The 22,009-nt window shown below is 42.9% G+C and carries 16 protein-coding genes; 6 read left to right on the top strand and 10 right to left on the bottom strand.

The features are described from left to right. Positions 1-225 precede the first annotated feature (225 nt). From A3K91_RS07810 to A3K91_RS07800, 3 genes are all read right to left on the bottom strand, one after another. On the bottom strand, positions 226-1,692 hold the full coding sequence (locus tag A3K91_RS07810; protein ID WP_062844755.1) for a protein adenylyltransferase SelO: 1,467 nt from the start codon (positions 1,690-1,692) through the stop codon (positions 226-228). 228 nt (positions 1,693-1,920) lie between these two features. Further along, positions 1,921-3,099: an acyl-CoA desaturase gene (locus A3K91_RS07805; RefSeq protein ID WP_208855383.1), complete on the bottom strand. Its 1,179-nt coding sequence runs from the start codon at positions 3,097-3,099 to the stop codon at positions 1,921-1,923. A 446-nt stretch (positions 3,100-3,545) separates the two neighbouring features. After that, positions 3,546-4,274 carry a glycerophosphodiester phosphodiesterase gene (locus A3K91_RS07800; RefSeq protein WP_062844753.1) on the bottom strand — a complete coding sequence of 243 codons (729 nt, stop codon included), beginning with the start codon at positions 4,272-4,274 and terminating at the stop codon, positions 3,546-3,548. Between the two features lie 338 nt (positions 4,275-4,612). On the opposite strand from A3K91_RS07800, the gene A3K91_RS07795 reads away from it, so the two are divergent. Next, positions 4,613-5,563 (top strand): hypothetical protein, encoded by a 951-nt coding sequence (locus A3K91_RS07795; RefSeq protein WP_062844752.1) that lies wholly within the window; start codon positions 4,613-4,615, stop codon positions 5,561-5,563. 99 nt (positions 5,564-5,662) lie between these two features. Here A3K91_RS07795 and A3K91_RS07790 read toward each other — a convergent pair whose 3' ends face one another. Beyond that, the gene (locus A3K91_RS07790) at positions 5,663-6,298 is read right to left on the bottom strand and encodes a cob(I)yrinic acid a,c-diamide adenosyltransferase (protein ID WP_062844751.1); all 636 of its coding nucleotides are present in this window, start codon (positions 6,296-6,298) and stop codon (positions 5,663-5,665) included. 248 nt (positions 6,299-6,546) lie between these two features. Between A3K91_RS07790 and cysS the strand changes: the two genes are divergently transcribed. The 5 genes from cysS (at position 6,547) to pdxH (ending at position 14,210) form a co-directional block, all read left to right on the top strand. Then, positions 6,547-8,007, top strand: coding sequence for a cysteine--tRNA ligase (gene cysS, locus A3K91_RS07785; protein ID WP_062844750.1), 1,461 nt, complete (start codon positions 6,547-6,549; stop codon positions 8,005-8,007). Between the two features lie 144 nt (positions 8,008-8,151). Continuing rightward, positions 8,152-10,152, top strand: coding sequence for a mechanosensitive ion channel family protein (locus A3K91_RS07780; RefSeq protein WP_228139837.1), 2,001 nt, complete (start codon positions 8,152-8,154; stop codon positions 10,150-10,152). Between the two features lie 309 nt (positions 10,153-10,461). Next, complete coding sequence (guaB, locus tag A3K91_RS07775) at positions 10,462-11,934, top strand: IMP dehydrogenase (protein ID WP_062844749.1); 1,473 nt, start codon at positions 10,462-10,464, stop codon at positions 11,932-11,934. A gap of 207 nt (positions 11,935-12,141) precedes the next feature. Beyond that, positions 12,142-13,512 carry a phosphoglucosamine mutase gene (glmM, locus tag A3K91_RS07770; protein ID WP_062844748.1) on the top strand — a complete coding sequence of 457 codons (1,371 nt, stop codon included), beginning with the start codon at positions 12,142-12,144 and terminating at the stop codon, positions 13,510-13,512. Positions 13,513-13,556: 44 nt separating this feature from the next. Then, positions 13,557-14,210: a pyridoxamine 5'-phosphate oxidase gene (gene pdxH, locus A3K91_RS07765; protein ID WP_208855382.1), complete on the top strand. Its 654-nt coding sequence runs from the start codon at positions 13,557-13,559 to the stop codon at positions 14,208-14,210. Positions 14,211-14,302: 92 nt separating this feature from the next. On the opposite strand, the gene A3K91_RS07760 is transcribed toward pdxH, so the two are convergent. The 6 genes from A3K91_RS07760 to A3K91_RS07735 form a co-directional block, all read right to left on the bottom strand. Further along, complete coding sequence (locus tag A3K91_RS07760) at positions 14,303-15,595, bottom strand: HlyD family secretion protein (protein ID WP_062844746.1); 1,293 nt, start codon at positions 15,593-15,595, stop codon at positions 14,303-14,305. A gap of 67 nt (positions 15,596-15,662) precedes the next feature. Next, the gene (locus A3K91_RS07755) at positions 15,663-17,351 is read right to left on the bottom strand and encodes an MFS transporter (protein WP_062844745.1); all 1,689 of its coding nucleotides are present in this window, start codon (positions 17,349-17,351) and stop codon (positions 15,663-15,665) included. Between the two features lie 474 nt (positions 17,352-17,825). Then, the gene (locus A3K91_RS07750) at positions 17,826-18,455 is read right to left on the bottom strand and encodes a glutathione S-transferase family protein (protein WP_062844744.1); all 630 of its coding nucleotides are present in this window, start codon (positions 18,453-18,455) and stop codon (positions 17,826-17,828) included. 49 nt (positions 18,456-18,504) lie between these two features. Further along, positions 18,505-19,182: a type 1 glutamine amidotransferase domain-containing protein gene (locus A3K91_RS07745; RefSeq protein WP_062844743.1), complete on the bottom strand. Its 678-nt coding sequence runs from the start codon at positions 19,180-19,182 to the stop codon at positions 18,505-18,507. A 258-nt stretch (positions 19,183-19,440) separates the two neighbouring features. Then, a complete protein-coding gene (locus A3K91_RS07740; RefSeq protein ID WP_062844742.1) occupies positions 19,441-20,490 on the bottom strand; it encodes an NADP-dependent oxidoreductase in 1,050 nt (349 codons plus the stop codon). A 120-nt stretch (positions 20,491-20,610) separates the two neighbouring features. After that, positions 20,611-21,822 carry an iron-containing alcohol dehydrogenase gene (locus A3K91_RS07735; RefSeq protein WP_062844741.1) on the bottom strand — a complete coding sequence of 404 codons (1,212 nt, stop codon included), beginning with the start codon at positions 21,820-21,822 and terminating at the stop codon, positions 20,611-20,613. Between the last annotated feature and the right edge of the window lie 187 nt (positions 21,823-22,009).

Raw genomic sequence — 22,009 nt, 5'->3', positions numbered from 1 at the left:
GCAAACAATAATAAGCGATTGAATACCAGATTAAAAAAACAGGCTAATATAGCCCATCTTTCTAATATTACTAACAATCCACTACGTAGTTAGTAGCAATGGATGGCACGAATAATATACTAAAATGATATTCATTATTTCGCCACTTGATAATACTAAAGACTATAGGCCTTTATCAACCATAATCTCTACATTATTGTTATTATTATTCCTCAATATCAGCGTTTATGATGAGCAACTGATTGGCATTTGCGGTGCATTAGGATTAGGGGGTGTGCTATCAAGATCAGTAGCAATATCCTGTATATCGTAAGGGGTTTTTAGCAGTTCAAATAAGCGATCCACTTCTTCAAATTGCCCTTGCTCTGCCGCCGTAATGGCGCGCTGTGCCATGCCATTACGCAACACATAAATAGGATTATTCGTTTTCATGTCATTGATGGCTTGCTCAAACGACACAAGTTCTATTTGCGCCAAATAAGCTATTGACCAGTCTTGCCATGCTTTTTGCGCTTCCTGATTGAGCTCTGTCGTCATCATTGCCAGCAGATGTTGCTCGTAAGGATGCTCGTCTGGCGCGACAAGTCCCAATAACGCCCTGAAGCTATTGGTATAATCCAGCAAGTTGTCTTCGAGCAGTGTCAACCACTCAAACGCCAAGGTTAAACTGTCTCTTTCATGTGGCAGTCCAAGCTTACGGCATAGTCCTTGTTGATAATGCTGCATAAAGGTCGCTTCATAAGGTGCTAAGCATTCTGATAGCGTCTCACGAGTCACCCCTTCTAAACGCATAAAATGCGGCAACCAGATATTAAGATTCCAATGACCGATGGCCGGCTGGTTTTGGTAGGCATAGCGTCCGGTATGGTCAGAGTGGTTATTAATCCAAGCGGGATTGAAGCGCTCCATAAAGCCAAAAGGACCAAAGTCCAACGTACTACCTGTAATCGATAAATTGTCTGTATTCATCACCCCATGTGCAAAACCAATCAATTGCCAATCAGCGATCATCTTCGCTGTACGTTCAACCACGGCTGTTAAAAATGCCAGTACCGGTGCTTCACTATCACGGCATTCTGGATAATAAGTGTCAATCATATAATCGGTAAATTCACCAAGTAAATCCGGTGCGAAGCTGGCAATCCATTCAACATGACCAAGGCGAATATGACTGTCTGCCACGCGCATCAAGGCAGCGCCTGCTTCCATACGCTCGCGGCGTACTTTTGTGTCAGAGACAACAAATCCTAGCGCATTAGAAGAGGGGATACCGAGCTGATTGAGCGCATGACCACATAAGTATTCTCGAATGGTACTCCGCAATACCGCACGTCCATCCCCCATGCGTGAGTAAGGTGTCAGACCAATACCTTTCAAATGTAAATCTTGTAGTTTGTCTTGCTTATCGAGTACTTGTGCCATCAATAGGCCGCGTCCGTCACCCAACTGTCCAGCCCATTGTCCGAATTGGTGGCCTGCGTAAGCCATGGCAAGTGGTTCAAAATCAGCTGGTACGTATTGACCAGCAAGAATGTCAACCCAGCGTGCCATAAGGTCTTCATCGTCTGTCCAGCCCAATTGCTGAGCAACTTGCTCATTAAAATGCCCAGCACGTGGGTTTTCTAAAGGCGTTGGTGGCTGCTCATGATAGAGACGAGTGTCCAAATTAATATAAGTATTTTTATAACGCATACAGCTGCTCCAATTGAATAAAAAATGAATGAGTCACTATAACATAGCCTCTAGGGTGCATCGTTTTACTATGTCCATCTCTTGTAATCTATGACGACTCATCATTGCCATAAAAAATTGCGATAGTAAAATATTATAAAGCAACAAAAAAAACCCCTATCTTTTGCAGATAGGGGGAGGGAGAAACATCAAAATAAAATAGCTTGGTTACGAATGCATCATTAGCAATTAAGCGGCTTTGGTGTTTTGACCAATAGAACGAAACGCTATTTTTAAGTTGCTATTATGTTCAAGTATCTTTTGCTCAATTTTGGCATAATCATGCTTCAATTTATCATCAACTTCATGCAATCGATCAGCAAACTCTGTCTTTTTCAGCTCAATCGTCTTTGCCTTGAGTGCTTGCCATTCTTCAACCGTCTGCGTGAATGCATCGTATTCAAACTTAATACGGTCTTGGAAAGCTTTCATTGCATGCGGCAAATCAAGACCAGTACCAGTTGCTGTATCAATCTGCTGTTGTGCCTTTTTGAACTGCATTTGTACTTCAGCATGCTTGATGGTTGTATCATCAACCGTACGCAACTCACTAGTCAAGCCAAGTTTTGATAAACCAGCAATCAGCCATTTGGTTGGATCGTATTGCCACCATTTGACACCATTACGATAGTCATATTGGAAGAAATGATGGTAGTTATGATAGCCTTCACCCCAAGTCACTAATGCCAAGAAGAAGTTGTCTCGAGCACTATTGGTATCGGTATAAGGTCGCGTACCAAACATATGGCATAAAGAGTTGATGAAAAAGGTAAAATGGTGCGTTAAGACTAAACGTAATAGGCCAACAATAACCAACGTGCCCCATACGTCACCAAGTAGCCAGCCAATCGCAGCAACCATACCGACGTTCAGCGCGACTACCCATAAACCATAATATTTATGCTGAATTTGTAGCGTTCTGTCTTTAGTCAAATCTGGGATATTTTTGTAGTCAAACTTACCACTAGGGTAGTTACGCAACATCCAACCCATATGACTGAACCAAAATCCGCGTTTTGCTGAATAAGGATCGTCTAAACGATGATCAACATGACGATGATGAGTACGGTGACCTGATACCCAATCAAATGCAGAACCTTGCACCGCTAGAGTAGAGCCGAGCAACAAAAAGTTTTTTACCACTGGATGTGCTTTATAAGCACGATGCGATAACAGACGATGATAACCAGCGGTGATGCTGATACCTGTCCAAACCATAAAGGCACCGAATACACCCCAAACAGGTGCGCTTACTTGATGAGTAAACAAATACCATGGTGTAATGATAGCCGCAGCGATAGGCGTGGCTACCAGTATGGTTGCTGGAATCCAGTTGATTGGTGCTTTTGTAAACTCAAACTCACGCATATCAATACTGGCTTCTTTACCAGAAACCTCAGTTTGATCAACATCAGCGTAGTTGCGCTTGGCAACAGGCTGCTCATTGAGTGCGCTTTTCGTTTTATTCTCGTCATAACGTGTTTTAAAACGTGAGACTTGAACGCTGGCGGCCTTTACAAGCGTATCACCAGATTTGATAGCGAAACGTAAGCCTTTAAGCGGGAAGCCAAGTGCTTTTTTTGCAATCATATAATATCCCTAGCGGTATTAATTTAAGACCCTATAGTACCTGAAAAACATAATAAAGTGAACAGTTATGCACTATAAAAATATTGCTAAATAACAATAACTTGTATCGATTATAGAATGTATTTGCAAAAATAATCGGTCACTTATCAGGCGTTGGGTGAAAGTGTAAGAAACACGGTAAATATGTATGGTTTTGGGGGTAAAAGGTACAAAATGCAAGTGGGTTAATTTAAGAGCAGATAACTTGGAAAGTCCGTAATAATAACGTCAGTCTGCCATTTGATGAGTTGCTGAATACTATCAGTATCATTGACTGTCCAAGCGCTAACCAGTAAACCATAGCGATGGCTATGTTTAATAAAGGATTGACTGAGTAGCGGATGATAAACGCCCAGTCGAGTACAGCCAAGGGTCATCGCCGTATTGGTAGCGACCATTAAGGACTCATGCGTACGAATCAATAAGCCGCGCGGGATATGTTTTAATAGTTTGCTGCGCTGTAGTCGTGCATGTAGCTCCACGTCGAAGCTGGTCAAGACAATGGGTAGGGAAGCCAAGGGACTATGTACCAAATCTTGTGCTAGTGCTGCAATCAATTTGGCATAGTCGGTGCGAGCATGTGTCTTGATTTCAAGCTCAATATAAGTAAAGCCGTACAAAGCTGGCGCTATACTGGTCAATGTAACAATTTGATGGCCAAATTGTCGCTGCCGCTGTATTTCTTTAATATTTAGCTGATCGATGCGTGATTGCTGACCACACATACGCGCCAAGTCATCATCATGGAACACCACCAAACAACCATCAGCGCTTAATTGGACGTCAAACTCAATGCCAGTCAAACCACGTGTCATCAGACGCTGCGCATATTGAAAACCCGTCACGGTGTTTTCTAATGATTCACCACGAGCACCGCGATGACCCAATAAAAGTGTACGTTCAAAATTTATCATGGCTCACACAGTATTGCTATTTTTACGAGTAATCATATAGTGTCACTTGGATGGCGTCTAATGGTTTTTATGGATAGGTATTTTTGATGACTGAAAGTTTCAATCTGATTGATCGATACTATCCACATATGAGTTTGTTATGTTTTTGCAACTAAGTGTAGGTTTTAGGCCTAATAAGGGGCGCTATTTGTACATACAGAGGTTACAATAATGACCATGCCGTTCAGAAAGCAGACAGTAATAGGTTTTGTAGCCTACGATAGTTAAAGGGACGGTTTGAACATCAATCACTGTCCATCAGTGGCGGTACGAATTAGTAATTTGGGAGCAAGAACAGCATGAGCGTAGCAAATAATAGTTTGAGCAAGTGGCACAAAGTTGCCGGAATTGGCATTGTATGTAGTTTGGCGCTTGCAGGCTGCGATCGCTCAGAGAAGGAAGATACTACTCAGACAGCAGAAGTAACGGAGCAGGAACCAGTAGTTGAAGAAAATACAGTTGCTAATGCCGTTAATTGTGATGATCCGATGGTACAAGATCGTCTTAAAGCCGCTTTAAAAAACACACTCAATCAACAAGCACAGACACTGGCTGCTAACTACGCAAACGACTCAGGAATCAGTCTGGACAACGGCGTCGTCACCAATAAAACCAATGGCATTATGATAGACGTACAAAATGCAGCTGTCATACAAGAAGCCAATAGTAATGGCATGACCACTTGTCAAGCAAGCGTTAGCATGACGCTGCCAAGCGAAGACTTATATCAAGCAAGTCAAGTGCAAGCGGCCAACAATCAGCCAAGCTTACAGTCACGTTTAGCGCAAAACAATATTCGTATTAATAATAATATGCTGGTCGATGATGCCTTTACCTATGTTGTTGGCACCCAAGGCGGCCAGGTACGCACACGTATTGCTGGGCAACCAGCTTTGCTGACTGTAGTAGCCGATGTAATGGCAGGTTCTGTATACAAATCAGCGATGGACAATGAGCGTGCCCAACGCGCCGCGGCTCAGAGAAATGACAGCAGTAACGATAACCAACCAGCGCCTGCTCGTCAGCCTAGACCAACAACGCCAGTGGAACCAACTCGTCCTGCTGAGCCTACTACGCCACCAACGGTCAATCGTCCAAGTAGCAGTCAAAACAATGCGACAGAAAATAGCGCAGCAACCGCACCGTCTTCTGAAACCAAAAACTCTACAACACCCGCTTCACCAAAATTAGTACCTAAAGATGAGAGTATCGATATGGTTATTATCGAAGACGAAAGTGCGACTTACTAATTCGTCAAATTGGCATTGCTATTAAGTGTCGGTATCCATGAATTGATTTCATAAAAAAAGCCCGCAAAATTTACATTGCGGGCTTTTTGTTTTATATCATTATTGCTCTTTAGCAAAGACTTGTAATACTTGATTGTCCCACAGTACTTCAGAAATTTGGTTAGGATCGGTGCAAAAGCGAGCAGCGACAAATAGCCAATCTGATAAACGGTTAATAAGGCTCACTGCTGTAGGACGAATCGCCTTTGGGCGTTGCTCCTGTAATGAAACCGCTTGACGCTCAGCACGGCGACAAACACAGCGTGCGATATGCAATTGACTGACCAAGACCGAACCTGTTGGCAAAATAAAATCTTTTAGTGGGGGCAGACCTGTATTCATGGTATCAATTTGCTGCTCTAACCAGTCAATATGAGTGGCATTGATGCCTTCGTATTCTGGCATGGCAAGCTCACCGCCGATATTGAACAATAAATGCTGGATAATAACCAATGCTTGCTCAAAGTCTACTACTTGTTGTGGCGAGACATGGACAAGTAGCGGCTGAACTAATTCCTGATTGTTGGCTGTTTGAGCCAAGTGTGCGCGTACAAGACCAATGTGTGAGTTGAGCTCATCGACATCACCCATGACATTGAATAAGTGGTCCGCTTTGCTAACGCGGCTGCCATCTGCCATGCCTGTACTGCCATCATCTCCCGTGCGTGTATATATTTTGCTTAAGCGATTGCCCATGTTGATACCCTTAGTTGTTTTTATGGTCGAATAATATTAGTTGCGCGCTCATTGTAGTATTTTATGGCTGTTTTCGCTAAGATAATGGGTTAAGTTTTATATGACCAACGTTTTTTGATACTAGAATACTTGCAGTATCATCTGTGTTTATTGATTCTACGTTTTACTCATGGCTTCGACCTGTCATATTTTACTTATATTGTTATCTTATTCTCTATACTTTTAATAAATAAAAAGGCTTTTCTCCTATGACCACACCACTTGCAGACGCTATGTCTCAGCTTGCAATCTACGACTCACTCACTGGGCGCAAGCAGTCATTTAAACCGCTTGTTGAAGGCAAGGTCGGCATGTATGTGTGCGGTATGACCGTCTATGATTATTGTCACATTGGCCATGCTCGGATGATGATTGGGTTTGATATGGCGGTACGCTGGCTTGAACAATTGGGTTATGACGTTAATTATGTGCGCAACATCACAGACATTGATGACAAGATCATTGCTCGTGCTGCCGAAAATGGTGAAGAGATTGGTGCGTTGACCGAGCGATTTATTAAAGCGATGCACGAAGATTTCTCTGCACTTGGTTGCTTGGCACCAGATGTTGAGCCACGGGCAACTGATCATATTGATGAGATGCAACAGATGATTGAGACCCTTGTCACAGGTGATTATGCGTATGCAGGTGACAATGGAGATGTCTATTATGCCGTCGATAGTTTTGCTGATTATGGTAAATTATCGAAGCGTAATCTAGATGATATGCAGGCAGGCGCACGAGTCGATGTCGAAAACGATAAACGTAATCCCTTTGATTTTGTATTATGGAAAGCGGCAAAACCTGATGAACCGCAGTGGGCATCACCATGGGGACAAGGGCGTCCTGGCTGGCATATTGAGTGCTCGGCCATGTCAACCAAGTGCTTAGGCCATACTTTTGATATTCATGGCGGTGGTCATGATTTACAGTTCCCGCATCACGAAAATGAGATAGCCCAATCAGAAGCAGCGACGGGTTGTGAGTATGCGCGTAACTGGATGCACGTTGGTTTTATCAATGTCGATGGCGAAAAAATGTCTAAGTCACTGGGTAACTTTTCGACCATTCGGGATGTCATTGCCAAGTATTTGCCTGAAACGGTACGGTTTTTCTTACTATCGAGCCACTATCGTAGCCAAGTGAACTTTTCAGATAGCGCCTTAGATGAAGCGCATAATAGCCTAAGCAGACTATATAATGCACTAAAATTGGCAGAACAACAAAAACAACAGACATTGAACATTGACGACGCTTTGGTCAATGAGGCCTACAGTAGCGAGACTGGACAAAGCTTCATCAAAGCCATGAATGATGACTTCAATAGTTCTACAGCGATTAGTGTGTTATTTGGGCTGGCACGTGATATAAATAAGGCGATTAAGGCGGAAGACGTAGAAACGGCTTGGAAATTGGCTCAGCAGCTCAAAGCGCTGGCGCAAGTGCTAAATATTTTACAACAGCCCGTGCAGCAGTTTTTGCAAGCCGTGGTAGGTGATACCACTGAAAACAGCTTAACAGATGCGATGATCGACGGTCTTATTGTTGAGCGTGCAGAGGCCAAGACCAACAAAAATTTTGCGCGTGCGGATGCCATACGTGAGCAATTAAAAGAGGCAGGTATTGAGCTTGAAGACAGCCGTGCTGGTACAACGTGGCGCCGTGCATAAGGTAAAAATTACAAAACATATCCAGTTATAGTAATAAAATGAGTCAGCTATATGCTGGCTTTTTTTGTAAACTGCATTAATTATTAATTTAGACGATACATTTTTTGCGTCCAAACCTTATATGAACTGATGGCTTTTAAAGATATGAATACTCTAAAGGACCGCTCTACAGCAGTCAATAATATGGCAGCTAAGGTTAATGATAGCCAGTTGAACGGTACTCAATACGTACGTAAATATGGCGAAGTGCGGCGCTATCATTGCCTTCAGTTACTACTGGCTTCTTTGTGCATGGTGATAAGCGCTATTTTTATGCCAGTTGTCTCTGCGCAGGCAGCAAGCAATGATGATACACAAAACAGTAGTGAGCAAAGCACAAGTGCGCCAGATACACTAACTGAGTATGCGTCGCAAAAGATTGATACGATTAAAAGTCATAAGATAAAACTTTCTGATGTTTCAGAAGAGATGTTTGATCCGACCGAGCGAAACGCTGTAGAGCAAGCAGGGACACTGCAAGGCGATGCTGGGCTCACGGGCGAATATAATGAGAGCTATTATGAATTAAATAAGCTCAATGCGGGATTACCGCCATTGTCTGTGCCACCGAACCTGACAACCCCGCTTGCAACCTTGGAGTTTTTTCAATCAGCGGTAATGAAGCAGCAATATGACTTGGCAGCTTACGCCCTTAATATGAATTTGATTGATGAGAAGGTTCAGCGCAGCCGTGCTATTGAGCTTGCAAAACGTCTTGATTTTTTGTTATCTGAAAAAAAGCTTTATGTCTTTGATGATTTGCCAGATCGGCCAGATGGTTTGATGGAGCCATTATTGGGTAACGAAAGTAGTGTAACGGGTATTGTTAGGCGTTCTATACAACTTGGCTATATTGATTATCGTGAACGCCGTGTTCCTATTTATTTACAGCGAGTACGAATAGAAGACAGTGCCCCTGTTTGGGTTTTTTCTGAGCAAACAGTGGGCAATATCGACAATCTTTATGAGCAGTATCACCCATCAGAGTTTGAACGCTATTTACCTGAATGGTTAAAACTCAAATTTTTCGGTATTGCTCTGTGGGAATTTATCGCGCTAACGACTTTTCTCTTACTTACGATGGGGCTTGGCTGGCTATTGAGTAAAGGCACAGAAAAGCTTATCAGTCGCTATATTGATGCCGAAAAGTACAGCATGTATGTAGGCAGTAGTAACGGTGTTGCTGATTTGGTCAGTAAATTGACGGTGCCTTTGACTTTTACCATCAGCTTTCTATTGGTTTTTACGTTAGTTTCAGGCGGCTTTCCTTATTTAGATGCGGTTGCCTCATCTATTCGTCCACTGATCTGGATCGTTTTGGTTTTTAGTGCCATGTGGCTGGGTATTCGTGTCATCAACTTCTTTGCCAATCGCTATCAAAGTATGCAGATTGAAAACCTAGGAGAAGAGCAGTTCGATAAAGTGCGACGTCGGCGCACCTATGTGTCAATCTTTCGCCGCGTGTTTATCTTTTTTATGATTCTCGGTAGCATTTGGATTGGACTCAGTGAGTTTACCAATATCGAGGGCCTTGGTAGGACATTGTTGACCTCAGCTGGTATTGCCAGTGTGGTCATCGGTATCGCAGCGCAACCAATATTGGGCAATATCATCGCAGGTGTGCAAGTGGCAGTGACACAGCCTGTAAGGATTGGTGATAGTGTAATTATGAAAGGTAACTTTAGTACAGTTGAAGACTTACGGTACACTTATGCTGTTCTAAAAACATGGGATGAACGACGATTGATCGTACCGATGCGTGAGTTGATTACTGAAATGGTTGAGAACTGGTCACATACGGAAGTACATCAGACCTGTCCTGTATTTTTATATATCGATTATGGAGCAGACATTGATGCCATTCGCCAACATTTTATATCCGTGACTAAAGAAAATGAGCTTTGGGACAATAAAACTGAACCTGAAGTGTTCGTCGTTGAGGTGACTGAAAAGACGATTCAGCTGCGTGGCGCTGTGTCAGGAGTAGGACCTATCGAGGCATGGACACTCGCTTGTGAAGTACGCGAACAGATGCTTGGCTACTTACATGAACAGCAGCATCAGTACTTACCCACAGAGCGTTTTACTTTGGGCGAAAGTAATTAGTAATGAATCATAGCCGCTAGCAATGAAAAAAAGTGACTAATGATGTGAAGTGGGCTTGTGATTAAACAAAGACGTGCTTCTCTAAAATAAGCTGACAAATAAGCATGCGCTCTGTCTGCTTATTTGTTATAATATGGCGTTATTTTTAAGGGATAAATGAGCCGTCAAGAATAAGACAGCGCTATATTTGCGTATACTTATGATTGATGAATCAATGGCAATTTTCGAGTGCGATAGTTAGCTGGTCTATTGTTGATTGTTTTAGTGCAAAAATCCCACCCATCAAAATAACCACCACTAGGGGTCTGTATGTTGCGAATTGTCGATGAAGCCTTAACCTTTGATGACGTTTTATTATTGCCAGCCTATTCTGAAGTCTTGCCAAAAACTGCCGATCTGTCTACTCGTTTGACCAAAAACATCACCTTGAATCTACCGCTAATCTCTGCGGCTATGGATACAGTGACTGAGTCTGAAATGGCCATCACGATGGCTCAATTAGGTGGTATGGGTATCTTGCACAAGAGCATGGATATCGTACAACAGGCTACTCAAGTACGCCGTGTCAAAAAATTTGAAGCAGGTACGGTCGTGGATCCAATCACCGTGCATCCAGAGATGACGATTGGTGAATTGTTACGTTTGACTCAAGATAATAATATCTCAGGCGTACCTGTGGTTGAAAAAGGTACAGACAATGTCGTGGGTATCGTAACTCATAGAGACTGGCGCTTTGAAACCAACTTATCAATGCCGGTCAGTCAGATCATGACGCCAAAAGACCAATTGGTGACTGTGCATGAAGGCGAAAGCAACGAGAACATCAAAAGATTGCTGCATGAGCATCGCATCGAAAAGGTTATCGTTATTGATGACAAGTTCCGTTTGCGTGGTTTGATTACCGTTAATGACTTTGCGAAAGCTGAAAACAATCCAAATGCTTGTAAAGATGAGAAAGGTCGTCTTCGAGTGGGTGCAGCGGTTGGAACAGGTGCAGACACGCAAGCACGCGTTGAAGCGCTGATTGGTGCTGATGTAGATATTATTGTTGTAGACACCGCACACGGCCATTCAAAGGGCGTGATCGACAAAGTTTCTTGGATCAAGAAAAACTATCCAAACGTTCAAGTCATTGGTGGTAACATTGCAACAGGTGATGCAGCTAAGGCATTGCGTGATGCAGGCGCTGACGCTGTAAAAGTTGGTATCGGCCCAGGATCTATCTGTACCACTCGTATTATCGCTGGTATTGGTGTGCCGCAAATCTCAGCCATTGATAATGTCGCCAGTGCTTTGCAAGATAGCATTCCATTGATCGCTGATGGCGGTATTCGTTATTCTGGCGATATGGCAAAAGCCATTGCTGCTGGTGCGTCGTGCATCATGGTAGGTTCATTGATGGCAGGTACGGAAGAAGCCCCAGGTGAAGTAGAATTGTTCCAAGGTCGCTATTACAAAGCCTACCGCGGTATGGGTAGTCTTGGCGCGATGTCAGGATCAAATGGTTCATCAGACCGTTATTTTCAAGATGCCAAAGATGGCGTAGAGAAGCTTGTACCAGAAGGTATTGAAGGCCGTGTTCCTTATAAGGGACCAGTAGCTGGTATTGTTAACCAGTTGGTGGGTGGTTTGCGTTCTTCTATGGGCTACACTGGCTCTGCGACTATTGAAGACATGCGCAAAAATCCGCAGTTTATCAAGGTGACGTCAGCTGGTATGAAAGAGTCACATGTTCATGATGTTCAAATCACTAAAGAAGCACCAAACTACCGTGTGAATTAGACATCAACTCATAATCCTGTGTTATATTGACAATAGCGTTTTTGCAGGATTGTAGTGACTTTGATATACAAACGGCCAACAATGCCTTGTTATTGTTGGCCGTTTTTTTTGTAAAATACATAACGGATTACTATAACAATATCAGTGCCTGCATATACGTTTGGCCTTTTACTTTTAGACTTAGTTTACAATTAGGGAACACACATAATGAGCTACTTTGGCACCGATGGTATTCGCGGCAAATTTGGTCAGTTACCGATTACGCCTGATTTTATTTTAAAATTGGGTTATGTTACGGGTCAAGTATTGATGGAAAACAATAATAATCCTGCCCGTAAACCGAGTGTGGTCATTGGTAAAGATACTCGCTTGTCAGGTTACGTTATTGAAGGGGCTCTACAAGCGGGTTTTAATGCCGCTGGTGTTGATGTTCATATGCTTGGCCCATTGCCAACACCTGCCATCGCACATTTGACCCGCAGTTTTAATGCGGATGCTGGCGTGGTTATTTCAGCCTCTCACAATCCATACTATGATAACGGTATCAAGTTTTTTTCGGGTGATGGTAAAAAATTAACCGATGACATGCAAACTGCTATTAATGACAAATTAAAGGCAGTAATGAGTCAGTCAGAAGCTGGCGATGCCGTCATCATGCCGATTCTTGATCCTGCCAATCTTGGTAAGAACAACCGAATCAATGATGCCAAAGGTCGTTATATCGAATTTTGTAAAGGCAGTTTCCCTTATCAATACGATTTGAGTCATTTGACTATCGTAGTCGATTGTGCAAATGGCGCAGGTTATAGTGTGGCGCCAAGAGTCATGCGTGAGCTTGGTGCCAATGTGATTGCAATCAATAATGAGCCTGACGGTATCAATATCAATGATGACTGTGGTTCTACGCATCCAGAAGGTCTGCAACAAGCAGTGCTGAATCACGAAGCAGATGTTGGTATTGCCTTAGATGGTGACGGCGATCGTATCGTAATGGTCGATGAAACTGGTCAACTAATTGATGGCGACGGTATTTTATACCTACTGGCTACCAAAGGTTCTACCAAGGCTAAAGGTGTGGTAGGAACACTCATGAGCAACATGGGGTTAGAGCTGGCACTCAAGGATGCTGGTATTGACTTTATGCGTGCAAAAGTAGGGGATCGCTACGTCATGCAGACGCTTGAAACCAATGGCTGGATATTGGGTGGAGAGCCTTCTGGGCACATTCTATGCTTGGATAAGAGCCGTACAGGAGATGCCATCATAGCAGGCTTACAAGTATTGGCAGTGATGCAAGCTCAAGGGCGCGCACTGAGTGATCTTATTGAAGGGTTTGAAGTACTGCCACAAAAACTGGTCAATGTACGCTTGTCCAAGATGCAAGACCCATACAAGCATGATGAGCTGGTTGTCGCTTTTGAAAAAGCACAAGCGACATTGGAAGGACGTGGTCGTCTCTTGATTCGCCAATCAGGTACAGAGCCAATGATACGCGTCATGGTCGAGTCGGATGACATTATAGAATGTGATGTCATGGCAAATGACTTAGCTGATCTTATCAAATCCGTATTACAATAACCGCCTTTGAACGAATAAGACCAAAATAAGGAATGACCATGAGCATGGACTTCACTGACCAACGCCTGTCATACGAAAAAGGCGCACTGGATCAAACATCAATACCAGAGTCACCATTTGAGCTGCTAAATGCTTGGATGAGTGAGGCAATAGAGCAAAGCGTTCAAGAACCCTATGCCATGAGTTTGGCGACTTGCGGTGCAGACAATAAACCCAGCGTACGTATTGTATTGCTACGTGAGATTACAGCAACGGGTATTGTTTTTTATACCAACTACGAAAGTGCAAAAGGACAGGATATTGCAGAAAATCCCAATGCCGAAGCCCTGTTTTTTTGGCATGAGCTTGAGCGCCAAATTCGTATCAGTGGAAAAATTGCCAAAATTGATGCAACAAAATCTGCAGCATATTTTCAAAAACGTCCCCATGACAGTCAAGTTGGGGCATGGGTAAGCCAACCGCAAAGTGGTGAAGTGGCTAACCGTGAGGTTATGGAAGAAAAATTTGCACAATTGCAGGCCGATTATCCAGAAAACCTGGCCGTACCCACGCCAGAGTTTTGGGGAGGTTATGAGATTACGGTTGAAAAAATCGAGTTTTGGCAAGGACGGGCTAACCGCATGCATGATCGCCTCGTTTATGTACAGGATAATAACGAGGGAGCCTCTACTTGGACAACGAAACGCTTATTGCCGTAATGGTAAAGGCGGGTTGTTAAAAGTATTTGATAGATAGTTCAAAAGCCATTCTAAATCCACTAATCAAGGAATTTAGAATGGCTTTTTTTGTACTACTTTTTGACTTTGTGATCGGTGTCTATATCGACCGAAACTGACATGCCGGGACGTAAACGCGCAAGCTCTGGCTGACCCTTATCTAAGTCAATCCGTACAGGAATGCGCTGAGCAATTTTGATGTAGTTGCCAGTCGCAGGATTGGCAGCGCCAGCACTAAATTCACTACCAGTTGCTGGTGATATATTACTGACATGACCAGTGAACTCTGTTCCTCCAAGTGCGTCCACCCGAATGGTTGCAGGTTCACCTATCGCCATATTTGCCACTTGAGTTTCTTTGAAGTTTGCAATAATCCATACGCCTTCAGGTACGATATACATCAACTGTGTACCTGCGCTGACATACTGCCCTTCTTTAACACTCACTTGACTGAGCTGACCAGATTCTGGCGCCGTGATGATAGTATTGTCTAGATTAATCTGTGCTTGCTTTACACCAGCTTCAGCGCTTTTTATGTTCGCATCCAGTGAGGAGCGGCTACCGCTGGTTTTATCACGGTTTTGACGAGCGGCTTGCAAATTGGCTTCCGCCTGTTGCACACTTGCCTGCGCCTGAGCGAGTTGGGCTTTGATATGAGCCACTTCCGCTTTTGAGACAGCACCAATAGCATCTAAACCTTGATAGCGATTCACGTCCTCACGCGCGCTTTCCACGTTGATTTTGGCACTGTATAGATCCGCTTCTCGTGCTTCGATTTGTGCTTGGCTACTTTGCGTATCTTGAGTATTACTAGAACGATTGGTGAGTGCTACCTCTGTATCGGCCTGTGCTTGATCAAGCTGTTGCTGAAAGGTACGATCGTCTATTTTTATGAGCAAATCACCTTCTTTTACAGTGGCAAAATCTTGTACAGCCACTTCGGTCACATAACCTGACACTTGCGGACTGATAATGGTCGTTTGACCTTTCACAAAGGCGTTGTTTGTCTGCTGTATTGTCGGTGTAAAAGGAGGTAATTTCCACGCATACAAAATCAAGGTCACACCAATAATAATTAGTAGTATCAATAACCCCAAATTTAAATACGATTTTTTCTTGGGCGACCAGCCAGTTGAGTCAGGAATAGGCTCTTTGGGTGGCATGGGAGGCTCATTACCAGTTAGCGTATCATCCACATCAGATTTGTCCTGACTGCTAGAGCTTGGAGTTGGTTCTTGGTTGTTCTGAATGGAGTCCGTCGCAGTTTGCGTTGTACTAGTATCGGATTCTGTCTGCGATTTCACTGCTGGAGCGCCATCTGACGTTTGAGCTTTTTGAGTCAGATCATTGGATTTTTCTTGGCTCATGACGCTCTCCTGATTTTATTAAACATAGGCTTACAAGTTTTTAGTGCTGTAGAGTGAATAGATTGGGTCATTTGTTTTCACGCATTTTGGCAATCACCGCCAGTTCTTTGGCCAGTGGGTTACGTTTATGATAGCGATAATAGAAATAATTTATCAATAGAATAATGGTAGTGATAGTAGCAATGCTTGCCATCAAAAAGAATAGGTCATTGTATGCCGCGACAGTCGCCTGTTTTTGTATACTCTGTAAGACTTGGCTCATGGCTGCTACGTTGACTTGGGTGGCATCTGTTATTTGACTCGATAAAGTACGACTGGCACCAGCGACTTGTCCCATCAAAGCCGGGTCACCCAAATTAAGTGAGCCGACCATATCTGCATAATGCGCTTGCGTACGAATCGTTGTGAAGGCTTGAATAGCGGCAGCACCTGCAAGCCCGCCGACCGTTTGTGAAATACCGAAAATCACAGAAAAACTAATAATATAGGCAGGGCCACTAGCGATAGCACGTAAAAACCCTTCAAAAACCAGCGGTCCCATGAAGTATATAGCCGCAAATGCAATCAAAGACTGACTAAGATAAAACATATAAGGCGCTGAATTAATAGACACACTTGTATCCATCCAGGACCCTATAGCAATTAATGCCACTGCAAAGATAACGGGACGGCGTAAATCCATCGCATCAGTGCTAAAAATACTAATGATTAATGCCAAGGCACTGGCGGATAGTATGACCGCATAAAACGTAATCAACTGATCGTTACCGTAACCAAGACTGGCAAGCAATCCTGCCGCGCCGACATTCTGCTCAGACAGCAAAATACGCATCACAGCACCAGTAATCATAAAAGCAATGATGTTGCGACTACGCATCCAGCGAACTTGCAACATAGGGTTTTTGCGATGCGTTTCAATCCACAGTGCTATGCTAATATTGACAGCGGCAATAATGAGTGAATAAATTAGCCAAGGCGTTGTCCACCACTGAATGCGGCCCTGTACTAAGAATACAGCCAACGCAGCAAGACCACTGGCAAAAAAAGCAAAGCTTAAAAAATCGAGTTTTTCGAAGACTTTTTCGGTATTACCAGGTGGCAATTCTAAAATATTAATTAACCCAAAACAGATCAATGCCAAACCAAATTGAAATAAGAATAAGTTTTCAAGCTGACCGTCGATAGCGAGATAGGGCGAGATAATTCGTGATAATGGGATACCAAATTGCACCAAGCCAAAACCCAATATCAAACCACTGGTACGTTTGACCGTAGGCATGCCTTGCAAACAATAGAATAAACCTAGGATGGTCATACCACTAGCCACCATACCACTCAACCCTCTAGCAATAATCTCTAGATAATAAGCATCAATTTGGATGTTAATCGCATCCAAGAAGTGACTGTTGACGAACCACTGTAAGCTTGTGGCCGCTAATAGAAAAAATAGGGTGATTTTGCTAAAGAGCGACATGCCAAACTGCTGGCGAATTTTATATAACAAGACAGTGATACAAGCATTGGTCATATTATAACTGACAGATATCCAACCACCTTCGACCGGCGTTAGACCCATTTCCCCTTGGATTTGCGTCAAGTTCGCCACCAATAAACCGTTCTGAAAGCTGGCAGTCAGACCAATAAAAATTCCAATAAGTAGATAGAATAATTTACGGCGTGCAGGATGGTCAGGATTGGCTGGAGAGCCAACCATCAATGGTTGTTCATGCGGCTTAAATTGATATTCAGTATTCATGAGCGTACGACGATGTTTGTAAGCGAGTAAATGACATGGGGCAGCGCCCAGACAAAAACTGTACCTATTGGATGGGTATTAATTGAGATACACGCTATAGTTGATCCTGAATAAAAAGAACACAGACATTACAGCGTGCCGTGCTACAGGTATAAATTTTTCTTACGTGCTGCTATTACAGAGACTGCGAAAAATTCATCCCAGTCGCACTGTATTTATTTTATAGTGGATCGACAATATTCAATATATAAGACAAAAATATAACTTAAAAATAGCGGGCAAGATTTTATCATAACTTCTATCAGGCGTTTGTCATATACACGTAACGCGCTATGCTGTTTTTAACTTATGTTCAAATATTACCGTACGCCCATTTATAGATAATGGACATACAGTTGAATCAAAAATAAAAACAGCTCTTTACAGAGCTGTTTTTATGTCATAAAAATTAAGTAATGGCGTTAAAACAGTCTGTTAGATCGACTCATCATAATTTGCTTCCAAACGCATGGTACGCTGATAGCTATCAAGGCTAGTCAGTTGTAAGGCGTATTGTTTTATAGACGGGTAGTCTTCTAACATCTCGCGCTTGGCAAGCATAATCAAGTCAAAAGACAACATAAAGTCAGCCCCACTTAATCTATTGCCAACAATAAAGGCCTTATCAGCCACTTCATCATTCAAATAGCTCAGCAGCTTGTGTTTCTCTTCGGCAATATAATCATCCAAAAACTCATTATCGTTAATACCTGCCTTTTTGGTAAATAGTTCAAGTAATAACGGCAACATAAGCGAGCTTTCGGCAAAATGAATCCACTGCAAATAAGTCCCATAATCTGTACTATCTATAGAAGGACGCAAATGCTCTGGCGCAAATCGTTCAATTAATAGCTCAGTAATAGCCCCTGACTCAGTATAAAGTTGGCCATCCATTTCAATAACCGGAGACTTACCAAGTGGATGTACCGCTTTTAGACTCTCTGGTGCCAAATGGGTTTTAGCATCGCGTTGATGACTAATGACCGTATAAGACACGCCAAGCTCTTCTAGAAGCCATAGGATGCGTAACGAGCGTGATTGATTGAGATGATGTAAGCGAATCATGGTAGTGGCCTTTTTGTGTGGTTTATTATGTTCACCTTAGAGCCTTATTTTAGCCCTTCAATTTGGCCATCAATCGTTTGGCTGCTTCTTCTGATGACGCTGGGTTTTGCCCTGTAATCAGCAAGCCATCTTCGACAACAAATGATTCCCAATCCGCAGCTTTTTCATAGTGACCGCCATTGTCTTTTAATGCATCTTCTACTAAGAAGGGTACGACATCTGTCAGACTAACGGCTTCTTCTTCTGAGTTAGAAAACCCAGTGACTGTTTTGCCTTTAACCAGATACTCACCATCAATCTTGACATTTTTTAGGGCAGCAGGAGAGTGGCAAACAAAAGCCACTGGCTTGTCTTGCGTCACAAACGTTTCAATCAAATTGATGGAGTTTTTATCGACGGCTAAATCCCATAATGGGCCATGGCCGCCTGGATAAAAGACAGAATCAAAATCTTCTGCTTTCATATCAGCAAGTTTTTCAGTATTGGCAAGATGTTCTTGTGCTTTTGCGTCTTCTTTAAAACGTTTGGTATCTTTTGTCTGTGCATCCGCTGTATCGCTACTAGGATCAAGTGGTGGCTGACCACCTGCAGGAGAGGCTAGCGTTACGTTCACACCAGCGTCAATAAAAGCGTAGTAAGGGGCGGCAAATTCTTCTAACCAAAAACCCGTTTTCTTACCTGTGTCACCCAGACGATCATGTGAAGTTAGTACCATTAAAATGTTCATAAGTATCCTTAGTTATTATTGATGTTTGATCGAGGTTCATAGTTAACCAAGCACTAATTGCTATACTGTTTAAAGGTATAATGATTAGCACTTAGTTATTGAATGAATCGTTATCCAGTTACTTGTCTATTTGTCATTGCTTATCTATTTATCATTAATAGTATTCATGCAACGTAGACAGTTTGCAGTAGCAATATGAGTAAACTATGTTGTTAAGTGGTTATTACTATTCATCTAATGTTAACTAATAAAAGACTATTAGTTGACTTCAGCGACTTTAACCACTGTTTTGCCAAAGTTGTCACCGTTTAGCATGCGGACGAAAGCATCAGGTGCATGGTCTAAGCCTTCAGCGATATACTCTTTGGTTTTGACATCACCTGATTCTACCCATTTGCTCATGGTTTCTAAGAATTCAGGGTAGTGATCTCCATATTCTTCAAAAATAATAAACCCTTTAATCGTTAAGCGACGACTCAGGATAAGTCCTGTCAACATGCTCAAACGATCTTTACCTTCAGGCAAGTCCGTCGCATTGTATTGAGCGACTAGACCACAGACTGGAATACGAGCATGGGCATTCAAGAGGGGCATTACGGCATCAAACACATGACCGCCGACATTTTCGTAGTAGATATCGATACCATCTGGACACGCCGCTTTTAGTTGCTCAGCAAAATCATCGGCTTTGTGGTCGATACAGATATCAAAACCAAGCTCATTAACTGCGAAATCACACTTTTCTTTACCGCCAGCGACACCCACTGTACGCGTGCCGTATTGTTTACCCACTTGCCCGACAGTAGCGCCAACTGGACCAGTAGCGGCTGCAACCACCAACGTTTCGCCTTTTTGTGGTTTACCGATATCAGTCAAACCCATATAACCCGTAAACCCTGGCATACCTAATACGCCTAAGCCATAAGAGGGGTTTTTCATATCTTTATCAAGCTTTAGGACACCTTCGCCATTGCTAACGCTATAATCTTGCCAGCCTGAGTTTGAGACCACCAAGTCACCGACAGCGAATTTATCTATATTAGATTCAACGACTTGGGCAACCGTTCCACCCATGATGACATCACCCACTGCTAAGGGATCTGCATAGCTTTTTGCATCGCTCATACGTCCACGCATATACGGATCTAATGATAAATAAACGGTGCGTAATAGCATCTCATTGTCGTTGGGCGAGGGAATATCGCTAGTCACTAGGTCAAAGTTTTCAGCCTTTGGCTCACCTTGGGGGCGGCTGGCAAGTTTGATTTGACGATTTGTATTTTGGTTTTGTTGCTTATCAAAGCTCATTTTAATAATCCTTTTTTTATTTATAAATATTAGTGTTCGTTGTTAAAGGAGTAACCACTCAGTGCTGAGTAGTTACTTTAAAATCAAAAAGATATATTTTTATTATTATGGTATTTCTAATTAAGACGCTTTACTAGTAACCGCACGTTGCAAAATACGGCGTGAGACATCTAGGTCATTCTTGCCATGCTCACCCAGTTTGACCATTTTATGCGCTTCAAGCTGTTTGACGATTGGGTCGATTGCTTCTTCTGTTAAATCAACATCTTCTAAGCTGACTGGTAAACCAAGATCGCGGAAGAAGTTTTCGGTATAAACGATGGCCGTCTCAATGATAGTGTCATCATTTTGATCTGTATCGGTAATGTCCCATACGTTACGGGCATACTGAAGCAGCTTTTCTTTTTTGCTTTCTTTAAGCTCACGCATGACGGATGGCAGCACGATGGTCAAGGTACGAGCATGATCAATGCTATGCAATGAGGTCAGTTCGTGACCAATCATATGGGTTGTCCAATCTTGTGGAACACCTGTACCGATGAGGCCGTTCAGTGCCATCGTAGCTGTCCACATGATGTTCTTACGAGTCTCTAGGTTATTTGGCTCCTGCTTCACCACCAAACCTTCTGCAATAAGAATTTTAAGTAAGCTCTCAGCAAATGCGTCTTGAACCTTAGCGTTCACTGGATACGTTAAGTATTGCTCCATTACATGAACAAAAGCATCAGCAACACCGTTCATGACTTGACGCTCAGGTAGGGTCAATGTCTTGATAGGGTCTAAAATCGAAAATTTAGGAAAGGCCAGTGGATTGCCAAATGGCAGTTTTGCTTGGCGTTCACTATAGTTGATAACGCCACCTGAGTTCATTTCAGAGCCAGTCGCTGGTATCGTCAAAACCGCGCCCAGATCAATAGCAGAATCAAGATTTTTGCAATAGCTGATTAAGGCATCCCACGCTTGCTCGCGTGAAACGGTGCCGTCTTCTTCAGTTAAAGAGGCAACCAAGGCAACAAACTTACTACCGTCAAGTACTGAACCGCCACCGACTGCCAAGATAAAGTCGATGTTATGCTCATTCACCATGTCTGCTGCTTTTAGTAGTGTCGTAAATTCTGGGTTGGCTTCGATACCACCAAACTCAAACACATCACGTGACCCACTTGCTGCCAAAGCTTCTTTTACTTCATCCAGCGTACCAGTACGCTGCGCTGAACCACCACCATAAGTGATTAGTACACGTGCATCTGTAGGCACTAATTCTGATAACTGGGTGATTTGACCTTCACCAAAGACGATACGGACGGGATTGTAATATTGAAAGTTGTTCATAAAATTCCTAAACGTTATTAGATATTTATTAAATATAAATTGTATAAAGATGACGGTAGCTTATTTGCCAATCCGTTTATTGCATCTGCGGCCATTGTACATTAATTAGACCGGTCGTCTAGTAAATTTACAAAACTCTCTAATAATGCAAATCTTCTGCCAAAGGATATTCCTATAGACGTGGTCT

The organism is Psychrobacter alimentarius (assembly GCF_001606025.1).
GTDB classification, from domain to species: domain Bacteria; phylum Pseudomonadota; class Gammaproteobacteria; order Pseudomonadales; family Moraxellaceae; genus Psychrobacter; species Psychrobacter alimentarius.
Note: the sequence above shows the minus strand (reverse complement) of the source record. Positions and strands in the feature narration are given on the sequence as shown.

What these genes read in the sequence shown, in the direction of transcription:
- A3K91_RS07810 (WP_062844755.1), bottom strand. Translation starts at nt 1,692, where the DNA reads ATGCGTTATAAAAATACTTATATTAATTTGGACACTCGTCTCTATCAT.
- A3K91_RS07805 (WP_208855383.1), bottom strand. Translation starts at nt 3,099, where the DNA reads ATGCGTGAGTTTGAGTTTACAAAAGCACCAATCAACTGGATTCCAGCA.
- A3K91_RS07800 (WP_062844753.1), bottom strand. Translation starts at nt 4,274, where the DNA reads ATGATAAATTTTGAACGTACACTTTTATTGGGTCATCGCGGTGCTCGT.
- A3K91_RS07795 (WP_062844752.1), top strand. Translation starts at nt 4,613, where the DNA reads ATGAGCGTAGCAAATAATAGTTTGAGCAAGTGGCACAAAGTTGCCGGA.
- A3K91_RS07790 (WP_062844751.1), bottom strand. Translation starts at nt 6,298, where the DNA reads ATGGGCAATCGCTTAAGCAAAATATATACACGCACGGGAGATGATGGC.
- cysS (WP_062844750.1), top strand. Translation starts at nt 6,547, where the DNA reads ATGACCACACCACTTGCAGACGCTATGTCTCAGCTTGCAATCTACGAC.
- A3K91_RS07780 (WP_228139837.1), top strand. Translation starts at nt 8,152, where the DNA reads ATGAATACTCTAAAGGACCGCTCTACAGCAGTCAATAATATGGCAGCT.
- guaB (WP_062844749.1), top strand. Translation starts at nt 10,462, where the DNA reads ATGTTGCGAATTGTCGATGAAGCCTTAACCTTTGATGACGTTTTATTA.
- glmM (WP_062844748.1), top strand. Translation starts at nt 12,142, where the DNA reads ATGAGCTACTTTGGCACCGATGGTATTCGCGGCAAATTTGGTCAGTTA.
- pdxH (WP_208855382.1), top strand. Translation starts at nt 13,557, where the DNA reads ATGGACTTCACTGACCAACGCCTGTCATACGAAAAAGGCGCACTGGAT.
- A3K91_RS07760 (WP_062844746.1), bottom strand. Translation starts at nt 15,595, where the DNA reads ATGAGCCAAGAAAAATCCAATGATCTGACTCAAAAAGCTCAAACGTCA.
- A3K91_RS07755 (WP_062844745.1), bottom strand. Translation starts at nt 17,351, where the DNA reads ATGAATACTGAATATCAATTTAAGCCGCATGAACAACCATTGATGGTT.
- A3K91_RS07750 (WP_062844744.1), bottom strand. Translation starts at nt 18,455, where the DNA reads ATGATTCGCTTACATCATCTCAATCAATCACGCTCGTTACGCATCCTA.
- A3K91_RS07745 (WP_062844743.1), bottom strand. Translation starts at nt 19,182, where the DNA reads ATGAACATTTTAATGGTACTAACTTCACATGATCGTCTGGGTGACACA.
- A3K91_RS07740 (WP_062844742.1), bottom strand. Translation starts at nt 20,490, where the DNA reads ATGAGCTTTGATAAGCAACAAAACCAAAATACAAATCGTCAAATCAAA.
- A3K91_RS07735 (WP_062844741.1), bottom strand. Translation starts at nt 21,822, where the DNA reads ATGAACAACTTTCAATATTACAATCCCGTCCGTATCGTCTTTGGTGAA.